Below are 22,185 nucleotides of genomic sequence, written 5' to 3'. Positions count from 1 at the left end.
GCTATTGATCGCTCCCACGCTCTGCGTGGTAGCGCCTCTTGCGACGCTCTGCATTGCGGGACGCGGAGCGTCCTTGGCTGCATTCCTTTGCTGCGCGTGGGAACGATCACCAGCCTTGAGGTCAATCGTCGAGGGCTTTGACCGACTTGGGCGACAGACGCAGGCTGCGAAGGCTGCGCTTGACGCTCTTGAGGTGGTTGACCAGGCTCGGCCCACGCGCCATGGCCACGCCCATGGCCAGCACGTCGATCACCACCAGGTGTGCGATACGCGAGGTCAGCGGCGTATAGATTTCGGTGTCTTCATGCACATCGATCGCCAGGTTGACGGTCGACAGCTCGGCCAACGGGGTCTGGCTTGGGCACAACGTGATCAGCGAGGCACCGCTTTCACGCACCAGGTTGGCGGTGATCAACAGGTCCTTGGAGCGGCCGGACTGGGAAATGCAGATCGCCACGTCCGTCGGCTTCAGCGTGACCGCCGACATCGCCTGCATGTGCGGGTCGGAATAGGCCGCAGCCGTCAGCAGCAACCGGAAGAATTTATGCTGGGCATCCGCCGCAACGGCGCCGGACGCCCCAAAACCATAGAACTCGACGCGCTGAGCCTGGGACATGAGGGTCACAGCCCTCTGCAACTCCAACGGATCGAGCTTCTCGCGAACTTCCATCAGGGTGTGCAGGGTGGTGTCGAAAATTTTCAGGCTGTAGTCGGCGACCGAGTCGTCTTCGTGAATCGCGAACTGCCCGAAGCTCGCCCCAGCTGCCAGGCTTTGCGCCAGCTTCAGCTTCAAGTCCTGAAAACCCGAACAACCAATGGCACGGCAGAAACGCACGATGGTCGGCTCGCTGATGCCGACGCTGTGGGCAAGATCGGCCATGGAACTGTGCATCACAGCCGCAGGGTCAAGCAGCACGTGATCGGCAACCTTGAGCTCCGATTTGCGTAACAGGTGGCGCGACTGGGCGATGTGTTGCAACAGGTTCAAAGGGCAGGACTCATTGTTATTGGCTGACGCCGGGGATGTAGCAATTTTGTAGTTATACTACAAGAATTCGCTTTTTGCCTGCTCAATGCGTAACTCCATGTCCTTGTTTTGGCCGGGCGCACACCATGTAGCAAGGTGGTCTATACAACCGCAGCAGCTACGCAGACAGATTGTCCGCACGCAGTAAGTCCGCCAATACAAACGCTTGCACCGGCCGGCTGATCAGGTAGCCCTGCACTTCATCGCAGGATTGATCCTTGAGAAACGCCAGCTGCTCATACGTTTCCACGCCCTCCGCCACTACTTTCAGCGAAAGCCCATGCGCCATGGCAATGATTGCCCGGGTGATCGCGGCGTCTGAACCGCCCTCCCCCAGCCCACGGATGAACGCCTGATCGATCTTCACGTAGTCCACGGGAATGCGCTTGAGGTAGCTCAGCGACGAATACCCCGTGCCAAAGTCGTCGATCGCCAGCTTCACACCAAGGTCGCGCAACTGCTGGAAGGTCGCGATGATGTGCTCGACGCTGTCCAGCAACTGGCTTTCTGTCAGTTCCAGTTCGAGGTAGTGAGGCGCCAGACCGGTTTCTTCAAGCACCTGGCGCACCAGGCTGACCAGCTTGCCCTGACGCAGCTGGTGGACCGACAGATTGACCGAAACCCGAATCGGCTCCAGCCCCTGACGCTGCCACTCGCACGCTTGCCAGCAGGCTTGGCGTAGCACGAATTCGCCAATGGCCCCGATCAATCCGACTTCCTCTGCCAACCCGATAAAATCCCCCGGCGGCACCCGCCCCATGGTCGGATGATCCCAGCGCACCAACGCTTCAGCGGAGTTCAAACGGCCAGTCGCGAGGCAGAGTTTCGGCTGGTAAAACACCTTCAGTTGCTTTTCTTCGATGGCCTTGCGCAGTTGGTTCTCCAGCTGCAAGCGCTCAAGGGTGCTGGCCTGCAGGCTGTCGGTGTAGAACTGGAAGTTGTTCCCGCCCAGATGCTTGGCATGTTGCATGGCCATGTTTGACTGGCTGACCAGCGCGGAAGTTTCCCGCGCGTTGTCCGGCAACATGCTGATGCCCATCGACGCACTGACCACCAGCTCATGCCCTTCAACGGTCAGCGGCAAGCGCAGCTTGGCCGACAATCGGGTAGCGACCCGAGCCAGGCTCGACAGGTTGCCATAAGCATCGAACAGCACCGCGAACTCGTCTCCCGACAAACGCGCAATGGTGTCCGCCTCTGGCAGCGCATTGACCAGACGCCGAGCCATTTTCTGCAGCATCTGATCGGCGACTTCATGGCCGAGGCTGTCGTTGAGCAATTTGAAACGGTCCAGGTTGATGTGCAGCAGCGCCAGACTCCGGCCGCCCTGGCGTACCCGTTGATGGGCTTCATGCAGGCGCTCACGGAACAATGAGCGGTTGGCCAGCCCGGTCAGTTCGTCGTAGTGGGTCAGGTAGCGCATGCGCTCTTCGGATTCGCGCCGGGCTGACAGATCGGCGAAAAAGCCCACGATATGACTGATATTTCCTCGAGCATCGCGCACCACACTCAGTTGCAGCCATTGTGGATAGAGCTCGCCGTTTTTGCGCGCCTCCACCAACTCACCTTGCCAGCTACCGTGTTGTTCCAGTGCCTGATGGATCGCCGAGTAGTGCCGCCGCGCATCACGACTGCACGGCAGTTCGACCACATTGCGCCCCAGCAAATCTTCAATCTGATACCCGGTGACCCGGCTGAACGCCTGATTGACCGCGATCAAGGCGTAATCCGGATCGAAAATCACAATGCCTTCGCTGGCCGCTTCAAACACTGTCGCCGCCAGTTGCCGCTGCTCTTCAAGCCCTTTGCTGACGCTGATGTCACGCCGGGTGCCGACCATCCGGATCACCCGTCCATTGGCCCCCCGCTCCACTGCCCGGCCGCGGTCTTCGATCCAGACCCAGTGGCCATCACCATGGCGCACGCGGTATTCGATCTGATAATCCTCGGTGCGGCCCTTCAAATGCTCGACCAGCGCCCGCCGCAGCGGCGGCAAGTCCTGCGGGTGCAGGCGCGGCTTCAAGTGACTGAGCATCGCCGTGACGAATTCCGGTTCAAGGCCGAACAACTCCTTGAGTTGGGTGTGATGCACCTCATCGGTTTGCAGGTTCCAGTCCCAGAGCCCCAGTTCACTGGCCTTCAACGCCAGCGCCAGCCGCGCTTCGCTCTTGCTCAGGGCCTGGTTGGCGGCGTCCAGTTCGCGGCTACGCTGGGCGACACGGCTTTCGAGGCCGACCTGGGCTTCACGCAGCTCTTCTTCGGCGTGGCGACGCTGTTCGATTTCCCGCGCCAATTCCTGATTGAGTTGCTCGCTGCGACTTTGCGCCTGCTGCAAGTGCTCAATCAGTGCCTGATTCTGGAAACGCCGCATCAAGCCGTGCTGGATCAGCCGATTAACCTGCCACGCGACCACACTCAGTGAGCCCAACAGAATCAGCCCGAGCCAACCCCAGCCTTGCTGCTGTTCATCGCCGCCCCAGAACAAATAACCGATCGCCGGTAACAGACACGGCAAGGTAAAAGACAGGAAGGCCGGCAGACTCACCGCATAGGCGACACTGGCCGAGAGGGTCGCCGCGCCGATCAGGCCGAATACCCAGGCTTGTTGCAGGAAACTGTCGGTGGGCACCAAGGCAATACCGGCACCGGCCAGCGTCAGGCCGGTCATGGCCGAACCCAACAGAAACATTCGACGCCAGACTGGCTGCGCCTGACGACTGGGCATCGCCGAGTCGAAGGCTGCGACCTGAATCACCCGCAGCGCCACCAGCGACAGTAACCAGATCAGCCAGATGCTCACCAGGAAATAGCGCTGCGGACTCCAGAGCAACCCGGCGCAGACCAGGCCATTGATCAACATGAACAACGTGGGCAGCAACGAGCCCTGATACAGCAGACGCGTGCGCTCGACCGCCATCTCCATGGCGTACTGTTTGCGGATAACCCGCGGATCCACAGAAGGGCCCGACAGGCTGGTGCTGAGGGTCATAGGCAATATTCTTGTTCTTATAAAGGCGAGCGTGATGAGCCCGAAATGTCGACGGAGCATACACAAGCAATGGCCCGGACCAAACAGCTCCAGATCAGAAAATCGACAAATCAAATGGCCCGTTGCCAGCGCTCAAAACCGCAGAAGCGCGGCCCATCAAGGCTTGCGATGAATGACTGACCGGTCGTCCCCTGCACTTCTTTCATCGGTTAATGCAAAGCTCGGTTTGCCCGGTGTGGCGCGGCACCCTAGAATGCCCTGATGCGCGATGATCTCTCCCTTCTGCTGAACTCCCTCAACGATGCCCAACGCCAGGCCGTAGCTGCCTCCGTGGGTCGTCAGTTGGTCCTGGCCGGTGCTGGTTCCGGTAAAACCCGTGTGCTGGTGCACCGTATCGCCTGGTTGATCCAGGTCGAGAACGCCTCGCCACACTCGATCCTGTCGGTGACGTTCACCAACAAGGCCGCTGCCGAGATGCGCCATCGCATCGAGCAACTGATGGGTATCAACCCGGCCGGCATGTGGGTCGGCACCTTCCACGGCCTGGCGCACCGCTTGCTGCGGGCGCACTGGCAGGAAGCCGGCCTGAGCCAGACCTTCCAGATCCTCGACAGCGATGACCAGCAGAGGCTGGTCAAGCGGGTGATCCGCGAGCTGGGACTGGACGAGCAACGCTGGCCGGCCCGTCAGGCCCAGTGGTTCATCAACGGGCAGAAAGACGAAGGTCTGCGCCCGCAACATATTCAAGCCAGTGGCGATCTGTTCCTGGCCACCATGCGCAGCATCTATGAAGCCTACGAGGCCGCGTGCTTGCGCGCGGGCGTCATCGACTTCTCCGAACTGCTGCTGCGCGCCCTCGACCTGTGGCGCGATCATCCGGGCCTGCTGGCGCATTATCAGAAGCGCTTCCGTCATGTGCTGGTGGACGAATTCCAGGACACCAACGCCGTGCAGTACGCCTGGTTGCGTCTGCTGGCCAAGGGCGGCGACAGCCTGATGGTGGTGGGCGACGACGATCAGTCGATCTACGGTTGGCGCGGCGCGAAAATCGAGAACATTCACCAGTATTCGGCCGACTTCCCGGACGCGGAAGTCATTCGCCTGGAGCAGAACTACCGCTCCACCGCCGGAATTCTCAAGGCCGCCAACGCCTTGATCGCCAACAACACCGGGCGTCTGGGCAAAGAGCTGTGGACCGACGGCGGCGAAGGCGAAGCGATCAACCTGTACGCCGCATTCAACGAACATGACGAAGCACGCTACGTGGTGGAAACCATCGAAAGCGCGCTGAAAACCGGCATGGCGCGCAGCGATATCGCGATTTTGTACCGCTCTAACGCCCAATCGCGGGTTTTGGAAGAAGCGCTACTGCGCGAACGCATTCCGTACCGCATCTATGGCGGCCAGCGCTTCTTCGAGCGGGCTGAAATCAAGAACGCCATGGCTTACCTGCGTTTGCTCGAAGGTCGCGGCAACGATGCGGCGCTGGAACGGGTGATCAACGTTCCGGCCCGTGGCATTGGCGAAAAAACCGTCGAAGCGATCCGTGATCACGCTCGTCACAGCGATGTGTCGATGTGGGAAGCCATGCGTCAGCTGGTGGCCAATAAAGGCCTCACCGGTCGCGCAGCCGGCGCTCTGGGTGCGTTCATCGAGTTGATCGAGCACCTGGCGACCACCACCGCCGAAATGCCGTTGCACCTGATGACCCAGACCGTCATCGAGCAGTCCGGCCTGATTGCCTATCACGAAGCGGAAAAAGGCGAGAAAGGTCAGGCGCGGGTAGAAAACCTTGAGGAACTGGTCAGCGCGGCGCGCAACTTTGAAAGCGCCGAAGAAGACGAAGACCTGACGCCGCTGGCCGCGTTCCTCGGCCATGCTTCGCTGGAAGCCGGCGACACTCAGGCCGACGAGCACGAAGACAGCATTCAGCTGATGACCTTGCACAGCGCCAAAGGCCTGGAATTCCCTTACGTATTCCTGGTGGGCATGGAAGAAGGCCTGTTCCCGCACAAGATGAGCCTGGAAGAGCCCGGCCGCCTTGAAGAGGAACGCCGCCTGGCTTACGTCGGCATTACCCGGGCCATGCAAAACCTGGTGATGACCTACGCCGAAACCCGACGCCTGTACGGCAGCGAAACCTACAACAAGGTTTCACGCTTCGTACGCGAAGTCCCTAAAGGCCTGATTCAGGAAGTGCGGCTGTCCAACAGCGTCAGCCGCCCATTCGGTGGCGGCCAGAAGCAAAGTTCGAGCAGCATGTTCGCCGGCACGGAGATCCCGGAAACCGCGTTCAGCCTCGGTCAGCAAGTGCAACACGCGGTCTTCGGCGAAGGGGTGATCCTCAACTTCGAAGGCGCTGGCGCGCAGGCCCGGGTGCAAGTGAACTTCAGCGAAGGCAGCAAGTGGCTGATGCTCGGCTACGCCAAGCTCGAAGCCATCTGACTGATCGCAACACCGTTGATGATCGTTCCCATGCTCTGCGTGGGAACGATCAACTTAGAGGAATACGCATGGGCTCAGGCTTCTTTTCTTCCTGGACATTCTGGGCCCTGTTGTCGGCTGCTTTCGCTGCGCTGACCGCGATTTTCGCCAAGGTCGGCATCGAAAACGTCAATTCCGACTTCGCCACACTGCTGCGCACGATCGTGGTATTGGTCAGCCTGGCCTTGATTTTGTACGCAACGGGCCAATATCAGTCATTAGGATCGATATCCGCCAAGAGCTACCTGTTCCTGCTGCTGTCTGGCCTGGCAACCGGTGCCTCGTGGATTTGTTACTTCCGTGCGCTGAAACTCGGGCCAGCCTCGCTGGTAGCCCCCGTCGACAAACTTAGTGTGGTGCTGGTGGCCGTGCTGGGCGCAGTGTTGCTGGGTGAGCGGCTCGACCTGCGCCAATGGGGTGGAATCGGCCTGATCACGGCAGGCGTGGTGATGTTGGCATTGCGACGTTAAGCAACGTTCCTGCTCAACCAATCCACTTGTCCTACAGACAAAGATACATGCGCCTACTTGTATCGACGGAGCTGAACGCAGCCTGTCAGGCAAAAGCCCGAAACACTCTGCCGCTAGCCAGTGTCACTTCACCTGTGCAACATGGCGCGCGTGCCATCCACAAATGGGAATTCCCTTTATGAAACGTTTTCTTAGCATCGCCCTGGCGCTGTGCATCGGCCTGACGATGAGCCTCGACGCCAACGCCAAGCGCTTCGGTGGCGGCAAAAGCGTAGGTGCTGCGCCTACCCACCAGACCAGCCAAATGGCGCCGTCCTCGCCTGGCATGGGTTCTGCTGCCGCGACCGCCGGTGCTGCGGGTGCCGCAGGCGCTGCCGCCAAAGCCGGCGGTGCTTCGCGCTGGCTCGGCCCTCTGGCCGGCATCGCTGCCGGCGGCCTGCTGGCCTCCATGTTCATGGGCGGCGGCTTCCATGGCATGCAGATTTTCGACATCCTGATCATGGCAGTCATCGGGTTCGTGATTTTCCGCTTCATCGCCGCTCGTCGCCGCAAGCAACAAGAGCATATGGCCCCTGCGGGCGCGCCAATGCAGCGTGAAGTGTACGAACAGAAGCCGGCCATGGGTTCGATCTTCGGCGGTTCGGCGGCTCCTGCTGCCGCTCGTCCGGTGATCAACGCTCCGGCCTGGTTCAACGAAGAGCGCTTCGTTGAAGCCGCACGCAACCACTTCCAGTCCCTGCAACAGCACTGGGACGCCAATGAAATGGACAAGATCGCCGAGTTCGTAACCCCGCAAATGCTGGAGTTCCTCAAGCGCGAACGCGCCGATCTGGGTGACGGCTTCCAGTCCACCTACATCGACAATCTCACCGTTCAACTGGACGGCGTGGATGATCGCGCCGACAAGACCATCGCCACCCTGACCTTCACGGGCGTGTCGAAAACCTCGCGTTTCGACCAGGGCGAAGTGTTCAGCGAAAGCTGGAACATGGAACGTCCGCAAGGCGAAAACCAGCCTTGGCTGGTGGCCGGTATCCGTCAGAACGGTTAATACCGCCCTCGTTTCGCATGCTGTAATAAAAACCCCGGACTCGTCCGGGGTTTTCTATTTCGCAGTTGCATCTATAGCGAGCTACTGTATAAACCGCCCCAACTAAACCGCGCCATTGAGCAAGAGGATCCCGGACGTGGAAGAAATCATCGAACAACTGCGAGAAGCCAACGAACCGGTACCGGTGCCCTTGGAGCTGCCTGACGAAGACCTGCTGGTGGAAATCGAAGAACAACTGTTCATCGATATCCCGTTCGTCTTCAGAGAATTCCTGCTGACCGTCAGCGACGTCGTGTACGGCAGCCTGGAGCCGGTGACTGTCACCGACCCGCAATCGCACACCTACCTGCCGGACGTTGCCGCCAACGCCTGGGATGCCGGTGTTGATCGCAGCATGATTCCGATCTGCCAGGACGGTGACAACTACTACCTGGTCGAAGAAGACGGCACCGTGGTGCTGTGGCTGGCCGAAGAAGAGCTGTTGGCCGAAGAAACCTGGGAATCGGTGTGGCACTGGGCGCGGGACGTCTGGCTGGAAAGCTGATCTGCCTGACGCCCCGCTGGGTCAATACCCGGACGAATCCTTGTGGTTGTCCAGGGTTTCCAGCAGGGCGACCTGCATCCGCGTGTGCACGCGGATGAACCAGCGCCAGAGCAGAGCCGCCACCGCGGCGGTTACAACGGCGATCAGCCCCAGCAACTTGTTGGTCGGCAAGATACTAGCCGACAAGGCTGCCAGCAGCAGGAAAATCACCAGCAGCGAGAGAATCGGGATCACTTCGGCGATCACCCGACGCACTCGCTGTGTGTGGCGGCCGGCCATCTCCGGCTTCACGCCCATTTCCGCCAACAACATCGAGAGCGCCTTCAGCTTGCGATAAGCGGCAATCAGGAACGGCAGCGACAGCAACAACGCCCCGCCCCAGATCAATGCCTTCTGCCAGCTTGGATCATCGATCCAGGCATGCAGATAGCTGGAAATCCGCTCGGCAAAAAAACTGCCCGAGAAGAAGATTGCCATCACTAGCGCCAGATTGACCCCGACCTGCAACAAAATCCGCCGAATCATCGACGCCAGCTGCGCACCCTCGCCCTGCGGTTGAATGCTGCGCAACCACTCCCCATACATCCCCAACACGCGGCCCAAACGCAGCGGGATAACTGCAGCCAACTTCAACGAAAGCGGATCGGCGGCACGGATCAGGTACGGCGTCAGTAAGGTGGTGATGGCCGAAACAGCGACCGCCACCGGATAAAGGAAATCGCTGGTGACCTGCAAGGTCATGCCCAGCGCCGCAATGATGAAAGAGAATTCGCCAATCTGCGACAGGCCCATACCGACGCGCAGTGAGGTGCGTCCATCATTGCCGGCGATAAACGCCCCAAGGCCACAGGAGAGCATCTTGCCGAGCACCACCGCGACGGTAATCACCGCAATGGGCCAGGCGTACTGAAGAAGAATCTGCGGATCAATCATCAGGCCAATGGCGACAAAGAATATAGCGCTGAACATGTCGCGAACCGGCTCGATCAGGCGTTCAATTTTCACCAGCTGCCGAGATTCGGCCATGATCGCGCCAATCAGAAACGCCCCGAGCACCATGCTGTACTCAAGCTTGACCACCAGCAGGCAAAAGCCAAAACACAGGCCAAGTACGGTGATCAGCAGCATTTCGTTGCTGTCGAACTTGGCCACATAAGCCAGCAAGCGCGGCACCAGCAGGATGCCGATCACCAGCGCAACGATCATGAACAGCGAGAGTTTGCCGACCGTGGAAAACACCTCGCCGGAGCTCACGGTGCCGCTGACGGCGATACTCGAAAGCAAGGCAATGATGCCGATACCGAGGATGTCTTCGACGATCAACACACCAAAGATCAGCTGGGCAAAACGCTGATTCTTCATCTTCAGGTCGTTGAGGGCCTTGACGATGATGGTGGTCGAGGAGATCGCCAGGATCGCGCCGAGGAACAGCGAGTCCATGGTGCCCCAGTCAAACCAGCGGCCGATTTCGTAGCCGATCCAGATCATCAGCACGATTTCCAGGAACGCCGCGATGAACGCCGTGGCACCGACCTTGAACAGCTTGCGCAGGCTGAACTCCAGGCCCAGGCAAAACATCAGGAAAATCACCCCGAGTTCGGCAAGGGTCTTGATGGTTTGCTCGTCGTGGATCAACCCGAATGGCGGGGTGTGCGGGCCAATGATGAAACCGGCAACGATGTAGCCCAGGACGACCGGCTGTTTGAGCCGATGAAAAACAATGGTCACCACACCCGCAACCAGCATGATCACTGCCAGATCCTGAATAAAACTGATGGCATGCATGGCAAGGACTCCTTGGCGGTTGGGTGTGCTGACGTCGTTGGGCGATTACCAGATCGGATGAAAGGGCCCTTGAGGTGGGCTTTTGAAGGGTAACACCGCGACTTCGGGCGCAAAGGCGGTGCAATATATAGAAACAGATCGATTCGGGCGTGACGGCCATCATCGGCGTGGCGTCCCGTTAACGGTGGTTTTGAAAAGCCAGCCAGGCACCCACAGAGGTGCACCCGCAATCCCAGCCTTGAACCGTGAGTAGTGTGCTATGGAACCCGGAAACGCCCAGCTGTCGATGACGGTATTGATGACCCCCGACATGGCCAACTTCTCTGGCAATGTCCACGGCGGCACCCTGCTCAAATACCTCGACGAAGTCGCCTACGCCTGCGCCAGCCGTTATGCCGGACGCTACGTGGTAACCCTGTCGGTGGATCAGGTGATCTTTCGCGAACCGATCCATGTCGGTGAGCTGGTGACCTTTCTGGCTTCGGTCAACTACACCGGCAACACCTCGATGGAGGTCGGCATCAAGGTGGTGACCGAGAACATCCGAGAGCGCTCGGTGCGTCACACCAATAGCTGCTTCTTCACCATGGTCGCGGTCGACGATCAGCGTAAGCCGGCGGCTGTCCCACCGTTGCAACCGCAGAACAGCGAAGATAAACGCCGATATGCCCAAGCCAAACAGCGTCGGCAGATTCGTCAGGAACTGGATCAGCGTTATCGCGAAATCAAGGCAGACGCCTGACACCGCGCAGATCGCAGCCTCTGTAGAAACTACCGCAGGCTGCGATCTTTTCCGCCGCGACGACGTTACAAACTGATCGCCGTCGCCTCGAACTTCACCCGAGGATGGGCAATACGGTCCTGGGCTCGCACCAGTTCCAGCTCATAGCTTGCGCTGGCCTGGGTTTCCAGCAGCACTTCATGCACCGCCGACGCCGTGAATTCAAAGGCCGCGACCAGGCTGTCACCCAACAACACCCGCGCCAGAAACAGACCCGACGTCAGGTCGCCCACGCCCACCGGCTGACGTGGGAACGCCAGCAATGGACGACGCAGATGCCAACTGCCTTCGGCCGTCACCAGCAACATCTCGAAGCTGTCCGGCAACTTGCCGGGATAGTCCAGATGCTTGACCAGCACCGCCTTCGGACCACGCGCCAACAGCGCGCGAGCCATCGCCAGGCAATCGAACAATGACTGCGGCTTGCGACCGGAGAAACTGTCCAGTTCCAACTGATTCGGGCACATGAAATCCGCCACCGTCGCCGCTTCATCCAGCAGGAAGTCGCTGACTTCAGCCGGTACGATGCAGCCTTTCTCCGCATGCCCCATCACCGGGTCGCACAGGTACAAGGCGCTGGGGTTGATCGCCTTGATCCGCGCCACACCGCTGAGGATCGCCCGCCCTTGAGCAGCACTGCCCAGATAACCGGACAGCACCGCGTCGCAGTTGCCCAGCTCGCCAATGGCCGCGATCCCTTCCACCAGCTCGGGAATCTGCTGCGGCGCCAGCACTTCACCGGCCCACTGGCCGTATTGAGTGTGGTTGGAAAACTGCACGGTGTTAAGCGGCCAGACGTTCACCCCGACCCGCTGCATCGGGAAAACCGCGGCGCTGTTGCCGGCGTGACCGAAAACCACATGAGACTGGATGGCGAGCAGATGGGGAGTACGTTTCATGCGGGATTTCCGTAAACCGATTGAAATTCGAGCCGCGCAGTATGCGACTAAACATGGCCTGTACGACAGACCGAAGACACAGTTAAGCTGACACTAATTTGTTGGAGCACTGTTCATGCTGACCCTTGGAAATATCTTCGTGCTGATGCTGCTGGCGACCGGTGCCGCCTGGCTATGGCACAACCATGGCTTGCGCGAGCGGGCCCTGGAACGGGTCAAGCGGCATTGCGCCAAACTCGACATCGAATTGCTCGACGGCAATGTGGCGTTGAAAAAAATCGGCTTCGTGAAGGACGCCAACGGGCGGCGACGTCTGGCCCGTGTGTATAACTTTGAGTTCACCGTGACTGGCGAAACACGTCATGTGGGCACCATCACCCAATTCGGTGCCCACAGCGCGCAGATCGAATTGGCACCCTACCCGATCCCGCTCGAGGAAAAACCTGTGCTGCCCAGCGCCGAGGTGATCGAGCTGAGTCAATGGCGCCAGGACCACAACAAGTTGCGTCACTGAGCCCTGAACCGCGTTAAATCAGGTTCACCCGGCAGCTCGCAAGTTTCCTCTGCAGTAATTCGGCATCCTGCGGCTTATCGAAAATCAGCTCGATGCGCGAGTCCTGACGCCATTCACTGGGTTGCCAGCGCAGCGCGGCGTTATCCAGCGAGTTGGCCGACACCCAACCCTTGGCGCTGTGGATAACCAGCTTGGCCCGGCGCCAGTCCAAGGCCGCCAGGCAAGCCTGGACCCGGGAAAGTTCGAACGACTGACTCGGGTGCCAACGCCAACCAATGCTCCAGCCACCTTCCTGCTGCTGACTCAGGCAAATCGGCTGCGTCGGATCAGTCCAGACTGCCGGCATCTGCGCCAGACCTTTAGGCGCACTGAAGTTATCCACACCCTCGATCGCTCGACTGTGCACGCCCGGCAAATCACTCAATGCCAGTGCGCTCTGCTGCGTCCAATACAGCGGGCATTCCGGCAACTGCGCGGTGATGCGCTGGCGATCTTCATCGTTCAGGTGCTCGGCCTTGTTCAACAGCAACAGGCCCGCGCTTGGTAGCGCTTGCTGTTGCGCCTCCGGCAGTGGTTTTCCGTCGGCCAGTGCTTGAGCGTCGAGCACCAGAACGCTTGGCTGAATCGCCAGAACGCCCAGCCACGGCGCGTCACCTAATTGCTTGAGCAATTGCGCCGGGTGTCCCAGCCCCGAGGGTTCGATAAACAAGCGATCCGGCCGTGATTTGCGCAGCAACCGCCCGAGGCCAATCTGAAACGGCGCACCATTCACGCAACACAAACAGCCGCCAGCCACTTCTCCCAGTGCGATACCATCGGCGCCCGTGGTCAACAGCGCGGCATCGAGACCGACCTGACCAAACTCGTTGATCAGCACCGCCCAGCGCTCGTTCGCCGGCCGCTGCGTCAGCAGATGCTTGATCAGGCTGGTCTTGCCGGCGCCTAACGGTCCGGCGATGACGTGAGTAGGAATGTTCTGCAGCATGTTCGACGGTTTCTTGGGAGCAAAAGGATGCGACTGATCGGTTTGTCATTGCTGTTGGCCTTCGCTTCGAGCGAGGCGTTGGCCCAGGCCTGTGTGGTTCATAGCCAAGCGGAGCGACTCGATGTCAAAGTCTGCCAGCAGAACCGCAACATCCCGGAAAAAATGTTCCATGACGGCTTCTGCCAGCCAAATCTCGTGGGGCAGAAGGTCGATGTCACATTCCTCGAGCAATGTCCCAGCGGTGCCTTCGGTGTATGCAGCAACGCTCAAGTTGCCAATATGCCTTACCGGCAGGATATTCACTATTACGGCGTGGCCACAGACGCGGTGTACCTGAAGCCTTTTTGCGAAAGCCAGAGTCAGGGCGCGTGGCTCACGCCTTGAGTCACGCGAGCCAGTCGAGGGTCAGGATCAGCCGGCGCTCACCCGGTGCCGGTTGCGGCGAACGATGAATCAACCCGAAGCCCTCGTTGCCGTGCCACTTCTCGCCCTTGAGCAACGCCACTTCACCACAGAGCATTTGCTCACAGTCCTGCGGCTCGGTCTCCGCCCTGGCCAGGTTCTTACGATCCATGGCACCTTCTCTGAGCCACTGACTGCCGATGCCGGCGTAGGTGGTAATCAGCCGCACTGGCACATGATCGACGTGAAAACGCGGGCACATGGCTTTATCCAGCACTCGTAAACGCAAGCCTATACGCGTCGCCCCCAGCAAGCAGGCAAACGCGCTGACCAGCCATGAAACGTCAGCGATAAACCCTTCGTAACCCTCCAGATCACTAAAGCTTGCGGCCAGCCCCCGCAGATCGGGTTCAACGTCGTCTGTTGCCAACTCCACCACCAAAGACTCGCCCAGTGGTTCATTCAGCGATAACAACAATGTGCCGAAATCGGCGATATGTACCGGCAAATGGCGCTGCCAGAGCGCCAGGTTGGTACCGTCTTCAAGTATCTGCGTGAAAATTTCAGGGGTTTGGCCCTGTACCTGACGAACCACCGGGCGCGCTTTCAGACTCGGCGCCAACATCAGGCTGCCTCCTCTTCGAGCCATGGACCAAACGGGTCTGCCATCAGGCGCCAGCCTTCGACACCCAGGGACATTTCGTCATCGTTGAGCAGGCAATTGTCGAGGCGTTCGGTGAGTTCAGAAAAGTCGATATTCTGGCCGATGAACACCAGCTCCTGACGGCAATCACCGGTGGCGGAGGTCCAGTTTTCCATGATCGCGGCGGTACTTTCCTGATCCTGTGGCCACTGTGCTTTCGGCACAAAGCGCCACCAGCGACCGGCAAATCCATGACGCATCAAACCACCGGCCTGGGACCAACTGCCGGCGTCCTGGTGCTTGCTGGCCAACCAGAAAAAGCCCTTGGAGCGCAGCAGTTTTCCATTCACCCACGGCCGATTGATGAAGCTGAAAAAGCGCTGCGGATGAAACGGTCGACGTGCCCGATAAGCCATGGAAGCGATGCCGTACTCGGTGGTTTCCGGCACATGCTCACCGTGCAACTCTTGCAGCCAGCCTGGTGCCTGAGAGGCTTTTTCAAAGTCGAAGCGGCCGGTGTTGAGGATCTGTTTCAACGGTACTTCGCCCATGACCATCGGGATAATGTGCGCCTGAGCGTTGAGCCGTTTGAGGATCGCGATCAACTCTTCGCGCTCGGTGCTGCTGATCAGATCGATCTTGCTGATCAGTAGCACATCGGCGAATTCGATCTGCTCGATCAGCAGGTCGGTGATCGAGCGCTCGTCTTCTTCGCCAAGGGTTTCACCCCGTGAAGCGAGGCTTTCGGCGGCCTGAAAATCGAGCAGAAAGTTCATCCCATCGACCACCGTGACCATGGTGTCGAGCCGCGCGATGTCGGCCAGGCTTTGGCCTTTCTCGTCGCGAAAGGTGAACGTTTCCGCCACGGGAAGAGGTTCGGAAATACCAGTGGACTCGATCAGTAGGTAGTCGAAACGACCGTCTCTGGCCAGCTTGCTGACCTCTTCCAGCAGGTCTTCGCGCAAGGTGCAGCAGATGCAGCCGTTGCTCATTTCGACGAGTTTTTCTTCGGCGCGGTTCAAGGTGACATCGCGCTGAACTTCGCTGCCGTCGATGTTGATTTCGCTCATGTCATTGACGATCACCGCGACCCGAAGATTCTCGCGGTTGCGAAGTACGTAGTTGAGCAGCGTGCTTTTGCCGGCGCCGAGAAAACCGGACAGCACGGTAACGGGGAGACGATTGGGCATCAGGTATTCCTCATCAGGAGTGGCCGGTCAGGTGAATTTTTAATGTTATAGTATAACAACACAAACACACCAATCTCCTCTTGCTCCCAGCGACGAAGGACGCAATGCTTGAGCCCGTTCGCACCACGAGAAAACCCATGCACAACGCCTTGAAATGCACACTGTTGAGTCTTTCGCTGTTTGTCGCAGCAGACGCCTGCGCGCAGGCATCGAGCCAGGCGAAGTGCACGCGCAGCGCTAATCTGCTGGCCTGCGTAGACCCGGACGGCAACTCTTACAGCGTCGCTACGGCGGGCAGCACGACCTACATGCGCGGGTTTGAAGTGAGCGGTAAACGCTATTGGGCGCAAACCAGCAGCCGTTACGGCCAACTGACGTTCTTCACCGGTTTGGCGTCCGACGGCGAAGCCTGGGTCGGTTACACCCGCCGCGTTGGCTGGACCACCCTCAATCGGTTTTCCAGCTCTGGCGGTTCCAGCGGCAAGTTCACCTGTAGCCGACTGACGGGTTGCTAGACCTGCGATTTTTGCTGCGACTGCTGCCAGGCCATGTAGCTGTTCAGCGGCGGATTCTTCTGAAAGTAGCGCTGCAAACCTTCAAAAAGGCCGTCGGCTACCGCCTTTTGGTGCCGCGCTGTCACCAGCCTCTGACTGTCTCGGGCGTTGGAAATGAAGCCGGTTTCGACCAGGATCGAAGGCACATCCGGTGACTTCAGCACTGCAAATCCGGCCTGTTCCACGCGTTTCTGATGCAATGTGGTAATCCCCGCCAAGCTGCCAAGTACCGTGTTGCCAAGCTGCAAACTGGCGGCGATGGTGGCGTTCATCGACATGTCGAGGATCACTCCGGCGAGCATCGGATCCTTGTCCTTCAAATTGAGCAGACTGGTCGCACCCAACAAGTCGGCACCGTTTTCCCGCTGCGCCATGAAACGTGCCGTGGCCGAGGTTGCACCGCCTTCGGACAATGCGTAAACCGAAGCACCAGAGGCCGTGAGCCGTGGTGCCGCGTCAGCGTGCACCGAGATGAACATGTCGGCCTTGTGCGTACGGGCGATCTCCACACGCTTGCGTAGCGGCACGAAGAAGTCGTCATTGCGCACCAACTTCACATCGAAACCTTTCTCGCGCTTCAAACGCTTGGCCAGCAATTGTGCGATGGACAGCACCACGTCTTTCTCGCGCTCGCCTTTGGCGCCAATCGCGCCGGGGTCCTTGCCGCCATGGCCAGGGTCGACCACGACGATGATGTCGCGCTTGGGGTGAGCCTTGTCAGCCGGTGTTTCTCGCTGGACCAAAGGTGCCGCCGCAGCGATCTGCACGGGCGCGGCGTTGAGCAGGTCGAGCACCAGACGATGGCCCTGCCCGTCCTGTGGCGGCAGTTGAAAACTATTGAGCCGCACCGGACCGGCAAGGTCGAGGACGATCCGCGTATCGCCTTGCCCGAAGTGCCCTGAACGGATCGAACGAATCACCGTGTTGGTGAGCACTAACTGGCTGAAGTCACCGCTGAGCTGCGCACCGCTCAAGTCGATGATCAGTCGCTCGGGTGCGCTCAGCGAAAAGGTTTTGTACTGCACCGGTCCGCTCAGATCGAGTACCAGGCGAAGCTTGTCATCCGAACGCCAGAGCCGTGCATTGCGGATCTGCGTCGCCGACACGCCGAAAGGTAAAACCAGCGCAGCGCTGGCCAACAACAGGTTGAGCAATTGTCGCCTGTGCATAGTGAAAGACCGCTCGAGAAAAAGGCATCGTCGATTTACTTGTTATAATATAACATGGCAAAACATTTCCAACGATGGACCTGCTCATGAATGCGCTGACTCTGCCGGATATCGCCGCGCAGGCCTCACGCCAAGCCTTGCCACTCGAGTGGGTAGGCATGTACGGCATTGCTCTTCCTGTTGTGTTCGACGGCCAGCGATTGAACGCGAAAGCCGATGCGGGCGTCAGTCTCGATGATGGCGAAGCGCGTGGCATTCATATGTCTCGGCTGTATCTGGCGCTGGAAATGCTTGAGCAGGAAAGCCTCACTCCGGCGTTGTTGCGGCAAGTTCTGCAACGCTTCCTCGACAGCCACGAGGGTTTATCCAATGCCGCTTACCTACGGATTCACGCCGATTTGCTGCTCAAACGCCCAGCCTTGATCAGCCCTTTGGCCGGCTGGAAAAGCTATCCGATCACTGTCGAAGCTCGATTGGAAAACGCAGTGTTCCACGTGGAACTTAAAATTGAAGCGTCTTACTCATCCACTTGCCCCTGCTCAGCAGCGCTTTCGAGACAACTTATTCAGCAGCAATTCATCGATGACTTTGCCAACAAGCCGTTGCAGCACGCCGACGTTTTGACTTGGCTCGGATCATCAAAAGGCATCGTCGCGACGCCCCACAGCCAACGCAGCAGTGCGCAATTACGGCTACGACTGGATGACTATCTGGACGATTTGCCATTGATCACCGCACTCAACGACGCCGAAGCCGCACTCGGCACCGCCGTTCAAACCGCAGTAAAACGTGCCGACGAACAAGCCTTCGCACTCGCTAACGGACAAAACCTGATGTTCTGCGAAGACGCCGCGCGGCGTTTGAACCTGGCGTTGAAACGCTCGCCTGGCATCAAGGCTTTTCAGTTGCGCGTAGTTCACGCCGAAAGTCTGCACGCCCACGATGCGGTGGCCGAAAGTCGCTGGAACTGGGAGGCCGCATGATTCGTTGCCAAGGATTACGCTGGGGTGCACCCGGCCAACCACTCACTCCCGCCCTCGATTTTGATTTACCCGGCGGTAGCCTGACCGCAGTAATCGGCGCCAATGGCTCGGGTAAAAGCAGCTTGCTGAAAGTCATCGCCGGCCTGCAAAAACCGTTAGCTGGCAAAGTTGCTCTCGACGTTTCGCCACGGGGTGGCTTGTCCTTTTTGCCACAGCAACAGTACCTCGACCGACAGTTCCCAATCAGTTTGCAAGAATTGGTGAGCGCCGGATTCTGGGGCAGCAAACAAACGCCGGACGTTCGCCGCCAACGCCTCGACAGCGTGCTGAATGACTGGTGCCTGAACGGTTTGGAACAACGCCCATTGATGGCGCTGTCGGGCGGCGAATTGCAACGCGCCCTGCTCGCCCGTTTGAGCCTCGCCGAAGCGCCACTGTTGCTGCTCGACGAACCTCACGCGGCGCTGGATGAACTCGGCCAGGCACTGCTGTGGAAACATATCCACACCTGGCACAACGAAGGCCGGACCCTGGTTGTGGTTTGTCATGACCTGGCTGCGGTTCGCCAACACATTCCTCAAACATTGCTGATCAAAAACACGGGCTGCGTCCTGGCGCCGAGCCGTGAACTGATTCTCCAGCAACCACACACGCAGGTGGCGTAATGCTCGCCGCCGCGCAACTTTGGCAACCGTTCCACGAATTCGTATTCATGCGCCGAGCACTGATTGGCGGTCTGGTATTGGCTTGCAGCACTGCACCGCTTGGGGTGTTTCTGATCCTGCGGCGCATGAGCCTGATCGGCGATGCCGTGGCTCACGGCATCTTGCCCGGTGCCGCGTTAGGGTTTTGGTTCGCCGGTTTGAGCTTGCCAGCACTGACCATCGGTGGCCTCGGTGCGGGGCTGAGCATGGCCGGATTGGCGGCATGGATCACCCGCCGCACTGGCCTTCGGGAGGACGCTAGCCTGGCAGCGATCTACCCCATCTCGCTGGCCAGTGGCGTGCTGATTCTGGGGATCGCCGGCAAACGCCTCGACTTGCTCCACCTGTTGTTCGGCTCGGCATTGGCCGTCGACGGCCCGACATTAACCGGCATGCTCTGGGTCTCGGGGATCAGCCTGATCGCCATGGCGTTGATCTATCGGCCACTGCTACTGGACACCCTCGACCCGCTGTTTCTGCAAACCGTCAGCCGTCTCGGCCCGTTGGCCCATGGCGTGTTTTTGACCCTGGTGGTGCTGAATCTGGTGATCGGTTTCCAGGCCATCGGTGCGCTGATGGTGGTCGGATTGATGATGTTACCGGCCGCCGCTTCACGCTTCTGGAGCCGCCACTTGCCGATGCTGATGGTCATCGCCGGGCTGCTCGGCTGTCTCTCGGTATGGCTCGGTCTGTTGCTGTCGTTCTACTACTCGCTACCCAGTGGCCCGGCCATCGTGCTGGTGGCCGGCGCGTTGTACCTGCTGTCCGTGGTATTCGGTCCGGTGCACGGTTTGCTGCGCCGCCCGCCTTTGCTCACATCCCAATGAGGTGTTTCCCGATGCGCGCTCTACTCGTGCTGTTCAGTGTGTGGTTGTCGATGTCGCTTTCAACGGCATCGGCAGCCGAAAAGCTCCCGGTGGTCACCAGCTTCAGCATCCTTGCCGACATGGTTCATCAGGTCGGTGGCGAGCACATCCAGATCACTAACATGGTCGGCCCGGATGCTGACGCTCACACCTACGAACCCACTCCGAATGACGCCAAGGCCCTGCTCAAGGCCAAACTGATCTTCAAAAACGGCCTCGGCTTCGAGCCATGGCTGGACCGCATGGTGGCCAGCACCGCAACCAAAACCCCGGTGATCACTGCCAGCCGCGGAGTGATCCCCAGGACAATGGAAGAGGACGGCGAGACCATCCCCGATCCGCACGCCTGGCACAATCTGGCGAACACCGAACTCTATGTGAACAACATCACCAAGGCGTTGATCGCCGCAGACCCGGCAAACAAAGCCGACTACGAACACAACAGCCAGACCTACCTGAAACAGATCTACCGTCTGCTAACCGAAGCCAAAGCCAAGCTCGGCGCATTGCCTCCAGGCAACCGCAAGATCGTTACGTCTCATGACGCGTTCGGGTATCTGGGTCAGGCGTATGGCATTGACTTCATGGCGCCTCAAGGCTTGTCCACCGAGCGCGAACCGTCCGCCGCTGAAGTTGCTGCATTGATCACCCAGATCCGTCAGGCCAAGGTCAAAGCGGTGTTCATGGAAAATATCAAGGACGCCCGTCTGCTCAAGCAAATCGCCGATGAAAGCGGCGCGCAAATTGGCGGCACCCTGTACTCGGACGCACTCGCCGCCGAAGGTCCGGCCAGCACCTTTGCCGGGCTGTTCGAATACAACCTCAATACGCTTTACGACGCCCTGAGCAAGCCATGATCCGCAAGAACCCGTCCGGCGATTTGCCGCGGATTGCCGAGTCCGCCTACGTCGATAAAACCGCGATCATCTGCGGCAAGGTAGTGATTGGCGAGAATGTTTTCGTCGGTCCCTACGCGGTGATTCGCGCCGACGAAGTCGACGAATCGGGCGAGATGGAGCCGATCACCATCGGCGCCAACTCGAATATTCAGGACGGCGTGGTTATCCACTCCAAATCCGGTGCAGCGGTGACCATCGGCGAGTTCAGCTCCATCGCTCACCGCTCCATCGTCCATGGCCCATGCACGGTCGGTAACCGGGTGTTCATCGGTTTCAACAGCGTGCTGTTCAACTGTGCAGTCGGCGACGGTTGTGTCGTGCGGCACAACTCGGTGGTCGACGGACGAGACTTGCCGGCCGACTTCTACGTGCCGTCCACCACCCGCATCGGTCCCAAAACCGACTTGTGCCAGTTCCCGCCGGTCAGTGTCAGCGCCTTGGAGTTTTCCGAGGACGTGGCGCGTACCAACGTCGATCTGGTGCGCGGCTACAAAGCGCTGCAGAACGAGTTTTGAGCATGAGCCTCGGGATCTGGGGCGGATGAGTGTTGAAGCAGGATTGAAGCGGAAGCTATTGCTGGCAAGGTCTGGGCCTTGCCAGCAATAGAGATCAGGCGCGAGGTTTGACCGTCCCGCAATCCTGCCCCAACCATACGGCACGAGTATCCATGCTGCCCTTTTGCTGAATGCCGGTGGCATTGAACGTGCCGTTGACCGTGGTGTTGAACTCACGGTCGCTAAGGAACGTAGCAACACCGGCACCCTGAGCTTTCGGGCAGCTGAAGCGGAACTTCCACTGGTTACCGCTGCGGTCGGTGACTTGCTGCGTACAACCCGATTGTGGGTCCTGTAGCGGAATGGTATCGGATTGAACCTGTGCCTGGGTCAGGCATACACGAATCCCTTTACCGCCCATGGTGATGCCTTGTTTCTCCAGCGCGGCCTTTTGTGCCGGCGTCATCTGGCTGCCCAACTGGCTGAGGATCAACTGCAGATCCGGCAGGTTCTGGTCATCGACCTTCATGTTGCTTGAGGTCAATTCCCACAAACCCGGTTGCAGCATCTGCGCCTGAGCGACCACAGGAAGTGACAAGCCAACAGCCATGGCCAAACCCAGCAGACGTACGTTCATCGAGTAACTCCTAGACAATAGTGGCCGTTAGACGTCGCCAATCTACTTCGGTTGCATGTCTAATTAAATAGCGACATTCGCCGTGGAACATGGTCTGTTAAGCATTGAATTGTCA

The 22,185-nt window shown here is 59.3% G+C and carries 22 protein-coding genes; 13 read left to right on the top strand and 9 right to left on the bottom strand.

The features are described 5' to 3' along the window. Nucleotides 1–121: 121 nt before the first annotated feature. Together hexR and FPT12_RS18635 are read right to left on the bottom strand one after the other, a co-directional pair. Nucleotides 122–988 carry a transcriptional regulator HexR gene (gene hexR, locus FPT12_RS18640; RefSeq protein WP_007954250.1) on the bottom strand — a complete coding sequence of 289 codons (867 nt, stop codon included), beginning with the start codon at nt 986–988 and terminating at the stop codon, nt 122–124. Between the two features lie 157 nt (nt 989–1,145). Next, entirely contained in the window at nt 1,146–4,016 is a 2,871-nt protein-coding gene (locus FPT12_RS18635; RefSeq protein ID WP_145018318.1) for a bifunctional diguanylate cyclase/phosphodiesterase, read from the bottom strand. Between the two features lie 261 nt (nt 4,017–4,277). Here FPT12_RS18635 and uvrD point away from each other — a divergent pair, with 261 nt between their 5' ends. The 4 genes from uvrD to FPT12_RS18615 all read left to right on the top strand — a co-directional run bounded on the left by uvrD (nt 4,278) and on the right by FPT12_RS18615 (nt 8,565). Then, nucleotides 4,278–6,461: a DNA helicase II gene (gene uvrD, locus FPT12_RS18630; RefSeq protein ID WP_145018315.1), complete on the top strand. Its 2,184-nt coding sequence runs from the start codon at nt 4,278–4,280 to the stop codon at nt 6,459–6,461. A gap of 68 nt (nt 6,462–6,529) precedes the next feature. Beyond that, nucleotides 6,530–6,970 (top strand): EamA family transporter, encoded by a 441-nt coding sequence (locus tag FPT12_RS18625; protein WP_019694338.1) that lies wholly within the window; start codon nt 6,530–6,532, stop codon nt 6,968–6,970. A 178-nt stretch (nt 6,971–7,148) separates the two neighbouring features. Continuing rightward, on the top strand, nt 7,149–8,021 hold the full coding sequence (locus FPT12_RS18620) for a Tim44 domain-containing protein (protein WP_145018312.1): 873 nt from the start codon (nt 7,149–7,151) through the stop codon (nt 8,019–8,021). 136 nt (nt 8,022–8,157) lie between these two features. Then, complete coding sequence (locus FPT12_RS18615) at nt 8,158–8,565, top strand: SMI1/KNR4 family protein (protein ID WP_019694340.1); 408 nt, start codon at nt 8,158–8,160, stop codon at nt 8,563–8,565. A 21-nt stretch (nt 8,566–8,586) separates the two neighbouring features. Here FPT12_RS18615 and FPT12_RS18610 read toward each other — a convergent pair whose 3' ends face one another. After that, complete coding sequence (locus FPT12_RS18610; RefSeq protein WP_145018309.1) at nt 8,587–10,350, bottom strand: cation:proton antiporter; 1,764 nt, start codon at nt 10,348–10,350, stop codon at nt 8,587–8,589. 259 nt (nt 10,351–10,609) lie between these two features. On the opposite strand from FPT12_RS18610, the gene FPT12_RS18605 reads away from it, so the two are divergent. Continuing rightward, nucleotides 10,610–11,092: an acyl-CoA thioesterase gene (locus tag FPT12_RS18605; RefSeq protein WP_019694342.1), complete on the top strand. Its 483-nt coding sequence runs from the start codon at nt 10,610–10,612 to the stop codon at nt 11,090–11,092. A 65-nt stretch (nt 11,093–11,157) separates the two neighbouring features. Here the strand turns inward: FPT12_RS18605 and pdxY are convergent, their stop codons facing one another. Continuing rightward, nucleotides 11,158–12,030, bottom strand: a complete 873-nt coding sequence (gene pdxY / locus FPT12_RS18600) for a pyridoxal kinase PdxY (RefSeq protein WP_145018306.1) — start codon at nt 12,028–12,030, stop codon at nt 11,158–11,160. Between the two features lie 115 nt (nt 12,031–12,145). Here pdxY and FPT12_RS18595 point away from each other — a divergent pair, with 115 nt between their 5' ends. Next, nucleotides 12,146–12,544 (top strand): DUF3301 domain-containing protein, encoded by a 399-nt coding sequence (locus FPT12_RS18595; RefSeq protein ID WP_145018303.1) that lies wholly within the window; start codon nt 12,146–12,148, stop codon nt 12,542–12,544. A gap of 13 nt (nt 12,545–12,557) precedes the next feature. Here the strand turns inward: FPT12_RS18595 and FPT12_RS18590 are convergent, their stop codons facing one another. Next, complete coding sequence (locus tag FPT12_RS18590; protein WP_145018299.1) at nt 12,558–13,529, bottom strand: GTP-binding protein; 972 nt, start codon at nt 13,527–13,529, stop codon at nt 12,558–12,560. A 27-nt stretch (nt 13,530–13,556) separates the two neighbouring features. On the opposite strand from FPT12_RS18590, the gene FPT12_RS18585 reads away from it, so the two are divergent. After that, on the top strand, nt 13,557–13,913 hold the full coding sequence (locus FPT12_RS18585; protein ID WP_145018296.1) for an NADH:ubiquinone oxidoreductase: 357 nt from the start codon (nt 13,557–13,559) through the stop codon (nt 13,911–13,913). A gap of 1 nt (nt 13,914) precedes the next feature. Here FPT12_RS18585 and FPT12_RS18580 read toward each other — a convergent pair whose 3' ends face one another. Both FPT12_RS18580 and zigA read right to left on the bottom strand, forming a co-directional pair. Further along, a complete protein-coding gene (locus FPT12_RS18580) occupies nt 13,915–14,556 on the bottom strand; it encodes a DUF1826 domain-containing protein (RefSeq protein ID WP_145018293.1) in 642 nt (213 codons plus the stop codon). Next, a complete protein-coding gene (zigA, locus tag FPT12_RS18575) occupies nt 14,556–15,764 on the bottom strand; it encodes a zinc metallochaperone GTPase ZigA (protein WP_145018290.1) in 1,209 nt (402 codons plus the stop codon). Before zigA ends, FPT12_RS18580 begins: the two co-directional genes overlap by 1 nt. Nucleotides 15,765–15,901: 137 nt before the next feature. Between zigA and FPT12_RS18570 the strand changes: the two genes are divergently transcribed. Further along, nucleotides 15,902–16,279, top strand: a complete 378-nt coding sequence (locus FPT12_RS18570; RefSeq protein WP_145018287.1) for a glutamine synthetase — start codon at nt 15,902–15,904, stop codon at nt 16,277–16,279. Here FPT12_RS18570 and FPT12_RS18565 read toward each other — a convergent pair. Further along, the gene (locus FPT12_RS18565; RefSeq protein ID WP_145018285.1) at nt 16,276–17,487 is read right to left on the bottom strand and encodes an N-acetylmuramoyl-L-alanine amidase; all 1,212 of its coding nucleotides are present in this window, start codon (nt 17,485–17,487) and stop codon (nt 16,276–16,278) included. The two genes, FPT12_RS18570 and FPT12_RS18565, sit on opposite strands and share 4 nt — an antisense overlap. A gap of 86 nt (nt 17,488–17,573) precedes the next feature. Here FPT12_RS18565 and folE2 point away from each other — a divergent pair, with 86 nt between their 5' ends. The 5 genes from folE2 to FPT12_RS18540 are packed head-to-tail and all read left to right on the top strand — an operon-like array spanning nt 17,574 to nt 21,454. Continuing rightward, nucleotides 17,574–18,470, top strand: a complete 897-nt coding sequence (gene folE2 / locus FPT12_RS18560; protein ID WP_145018282.1) for a GTP cyclohydrolase FolE2 — start codon at nt 17,574–17,576, stop codon at nt 18,468–18,470. Continuing rightward, nucleotides 18,467–19,135, top strand: coding sequence for a metal ABC transporter ATP-binding protein (locus FPT12_RS18555; protein WP_145018279.1), 669 nt, complete (start codon nt 18,467–18,469; stop codon nt 19,133–19,135). Before folE2 ends, FPT12_RS18555 begins: the two co-directional genes overlap by 4 nt. Beyond that, the gene (locus FPT12_RS18550; RefSeq protein ID WP_145018276.1) at nt 19,135–20,001 is read left to right on the top strand and encodes a metal ABC transporter permease; all 867 of its coding nucleotides are present in this window, start codon (nt 19,135–19,137) and stop codon (nt 19,999–20,001) included. The genes FPT12_RS18555 and FPT12_RS18550 overlap by 1 nt, the downstream gene beginning before the upstream one ends. A gap of 11 nt (nt 20,002–20,012) precedes the next feature. Beyond that, nucleotides 20,013–20,897 carry a metal ABC transporter substrate-binding protein gene (locus tag FPT12_RS18545; RefSeq protein ID WP_145018273.1) on the top strand — a complete coding sequence of 295 codons (885 nt, stop codon included), beginning with the start codon at nt 20,013–20,015 and terminating at the stop codon, nt 20,895–20,897. Next, on the top strand, nt 20,894–21,454 hold the full coding sequence (locus FPT12_RS18540; RefSeq protein ID WP_145018270.1) for a DapH/DapD/GlmU-related protein: 561 nt from the start codon (nt 20,894–20,896) through the stop codon (nt 21,452–21,454). Before FPT12_RS18545 ends, FPT12_RS18540 begins: the two co-directional genes overlap by 4 nt. Nucleotides 21,455–21,548: 94 nt before the next feature. Here the strand turns inward: FPT12_RS18540 and FPT12_RS18535 are convergent, their stop codons facing one another. Continuing rightward, nucleotides 21,549–22,070: a DUF3617 domain-containing protein gene (locus FPT12_RS18535; protein WP_145018267.1), complete on the bottom strand. Its 522-nt coding sequence runs from the start codon at nt 22,068–22,070 to the stop codon at nt 21,549–21,551. Between the last annotated feature and the right edge of the window lie 115 nt (nt 22,071–22,185).

It is taken from the genome of Pseudomonas sp. H3(2019) (assembly GCF_007713465.1).
Lineage (GTDB): Bacteria > Pseudomonadota > Gammaproteobacteria > Pseudomonadales > Pseudomonadaceae > Aquipseudomonas.
Note: the sequence above shows the minus strand (reverse complement) of the source record. Positions and strands in the feature narration are given on the sequence as shown.

Coding starts and splice junctions, on each gene's coding strand:
- FPT12_RS18635 (WP_145018318.1), bottom strand. CDS start 4,016: ATGACCCTCAGCACCAGCCTGTCGGGCCCTTCTGTGGATCCGCGGGTT.
- FPT12_RS18605 (WP_019694342.1), top strand. CDS start 10,610: ATGGAACCCGGAAACGCCCAGCTGTCGATGACGGTATTGATGACCCCC.
- pdxY (WP_145018306.1), bottom strand. CDS start 12,030: ATGAAACGTACTCCCCATCTGCTCGCCATCCAGTCTCATGTGGTTTTC.
- FPT12_RS18595 (WP_145018303.1), top strand. CDS start 12,146: ATGCTGACCCTTGGAAATATCTTCGTGCTGATGCTGCTGGCGACCGGT.
- FPT12_RS18535 (WP_145018267.1), bottom strand. CDS start 22,070: ATGAACGTACGTCTGCTGGGTTTGGCCATGGCTGTTGGCTTGTCACTT.
- FPT12_RS18565 (WP_145018285.1), bottom strand. CDS start 17,487: ATGCACAGGCGACAATTGCTCAACCTGTTGTTGGCCAGCGCTGCGCTG.
- FPT12_RS18585 (WP_145018296.1), top strand. CDS start 13,557: ATGCGACTGATCGGTTTGTCATTGCTGTTGGCCTTCGCTTCGAGCGAG.
- FPT12_RS18570 (WP_145018287.1), top strand. CDS start 15,902: ATGCACAACGCCTTGAAATGCACACTGTTGAGTCTTTCGCTGTTTGTC.
- FPT12_RS18545 (WP_145018273.1), top strand. CDS start 20,013: ATGCGCGCTCTACTCGTGCTGTTCAGTGTGTGGTTGTCGATGTCGCTT.
- FPT12_RS18540 (WP_145018270.1), top strand. CDS start 20,894: ATGATCCGCAAGAACCCGTCCGGCGATTTGCCGCGGATTGCCGAGTCC.
- zigA (WP_145018290.1), bottom strand. CDS start 15,764: ATGCCCAATCGTCTCCCCGTTACCGTGCTGTCCGGTTTTCTCGGCGCC.
- FPT12_RS18590 (WP_145018299.1), bottom strand. CDS start 13,529: ATGCTGCAGAACATTCCTACTCACGTCATCGCCGGACCGTTAGGCGCC.
- folE2 (WP_145018282.1), top strand. CDS start 17,574: ATGAATGCGCTGACTCTGCCGGATATCGCCGCGCAGGCCTCACGCCAA.
- FPT12_RS18555 (WP_145018279.1), top strand. CDS start 18,467: ATGATTCGTTGCCAAGGATTACGCTGGGGTGCACCCGGCCAACCACTC.
- FPT12_RS18580 (WP_145018293.1), bottom strand. CDS start 14,556: ATGTTGGCGCCGAGTCTGAAAGCGCGCCCGGTGGTTCGTCAGGTACAG.
- FPT12_RS18620 (WP_145018312.1), top strand. CDS start 7,149: ATGAAACGTTTTCTTAGCATCGCCCTGGCGCTGTGCATCGGCCTGACG.
- FPT12_RS18550 (WP_145018276.1), top strand. CDS start 19,135: ATGCTCGCCGCCGCGCAACTTTGGCAACCGTTCCACGAATTCGTATTC.
- FPT12_RS18625 (WP_019694338.1), top strand. CDS start 6,530: ATGGGCTCAGGCTTCTTTTCTTCCTGGACATTCTGGGCCCTGTTGTCG.
- uvrD (WP_145018315.1), top strand. CDS start 4,278: ATGCGCGATGATCTCTCCCTTCTGCTGAACTCCCTCAACGATGCCCAA.
- FPT12_RS18610 (WP_145018309.1), bottom strand. CDS start 10,350: ATGCATGCCATCAGTTTTATTCAGGATCTGGCAGTGATCATGCTGGTT.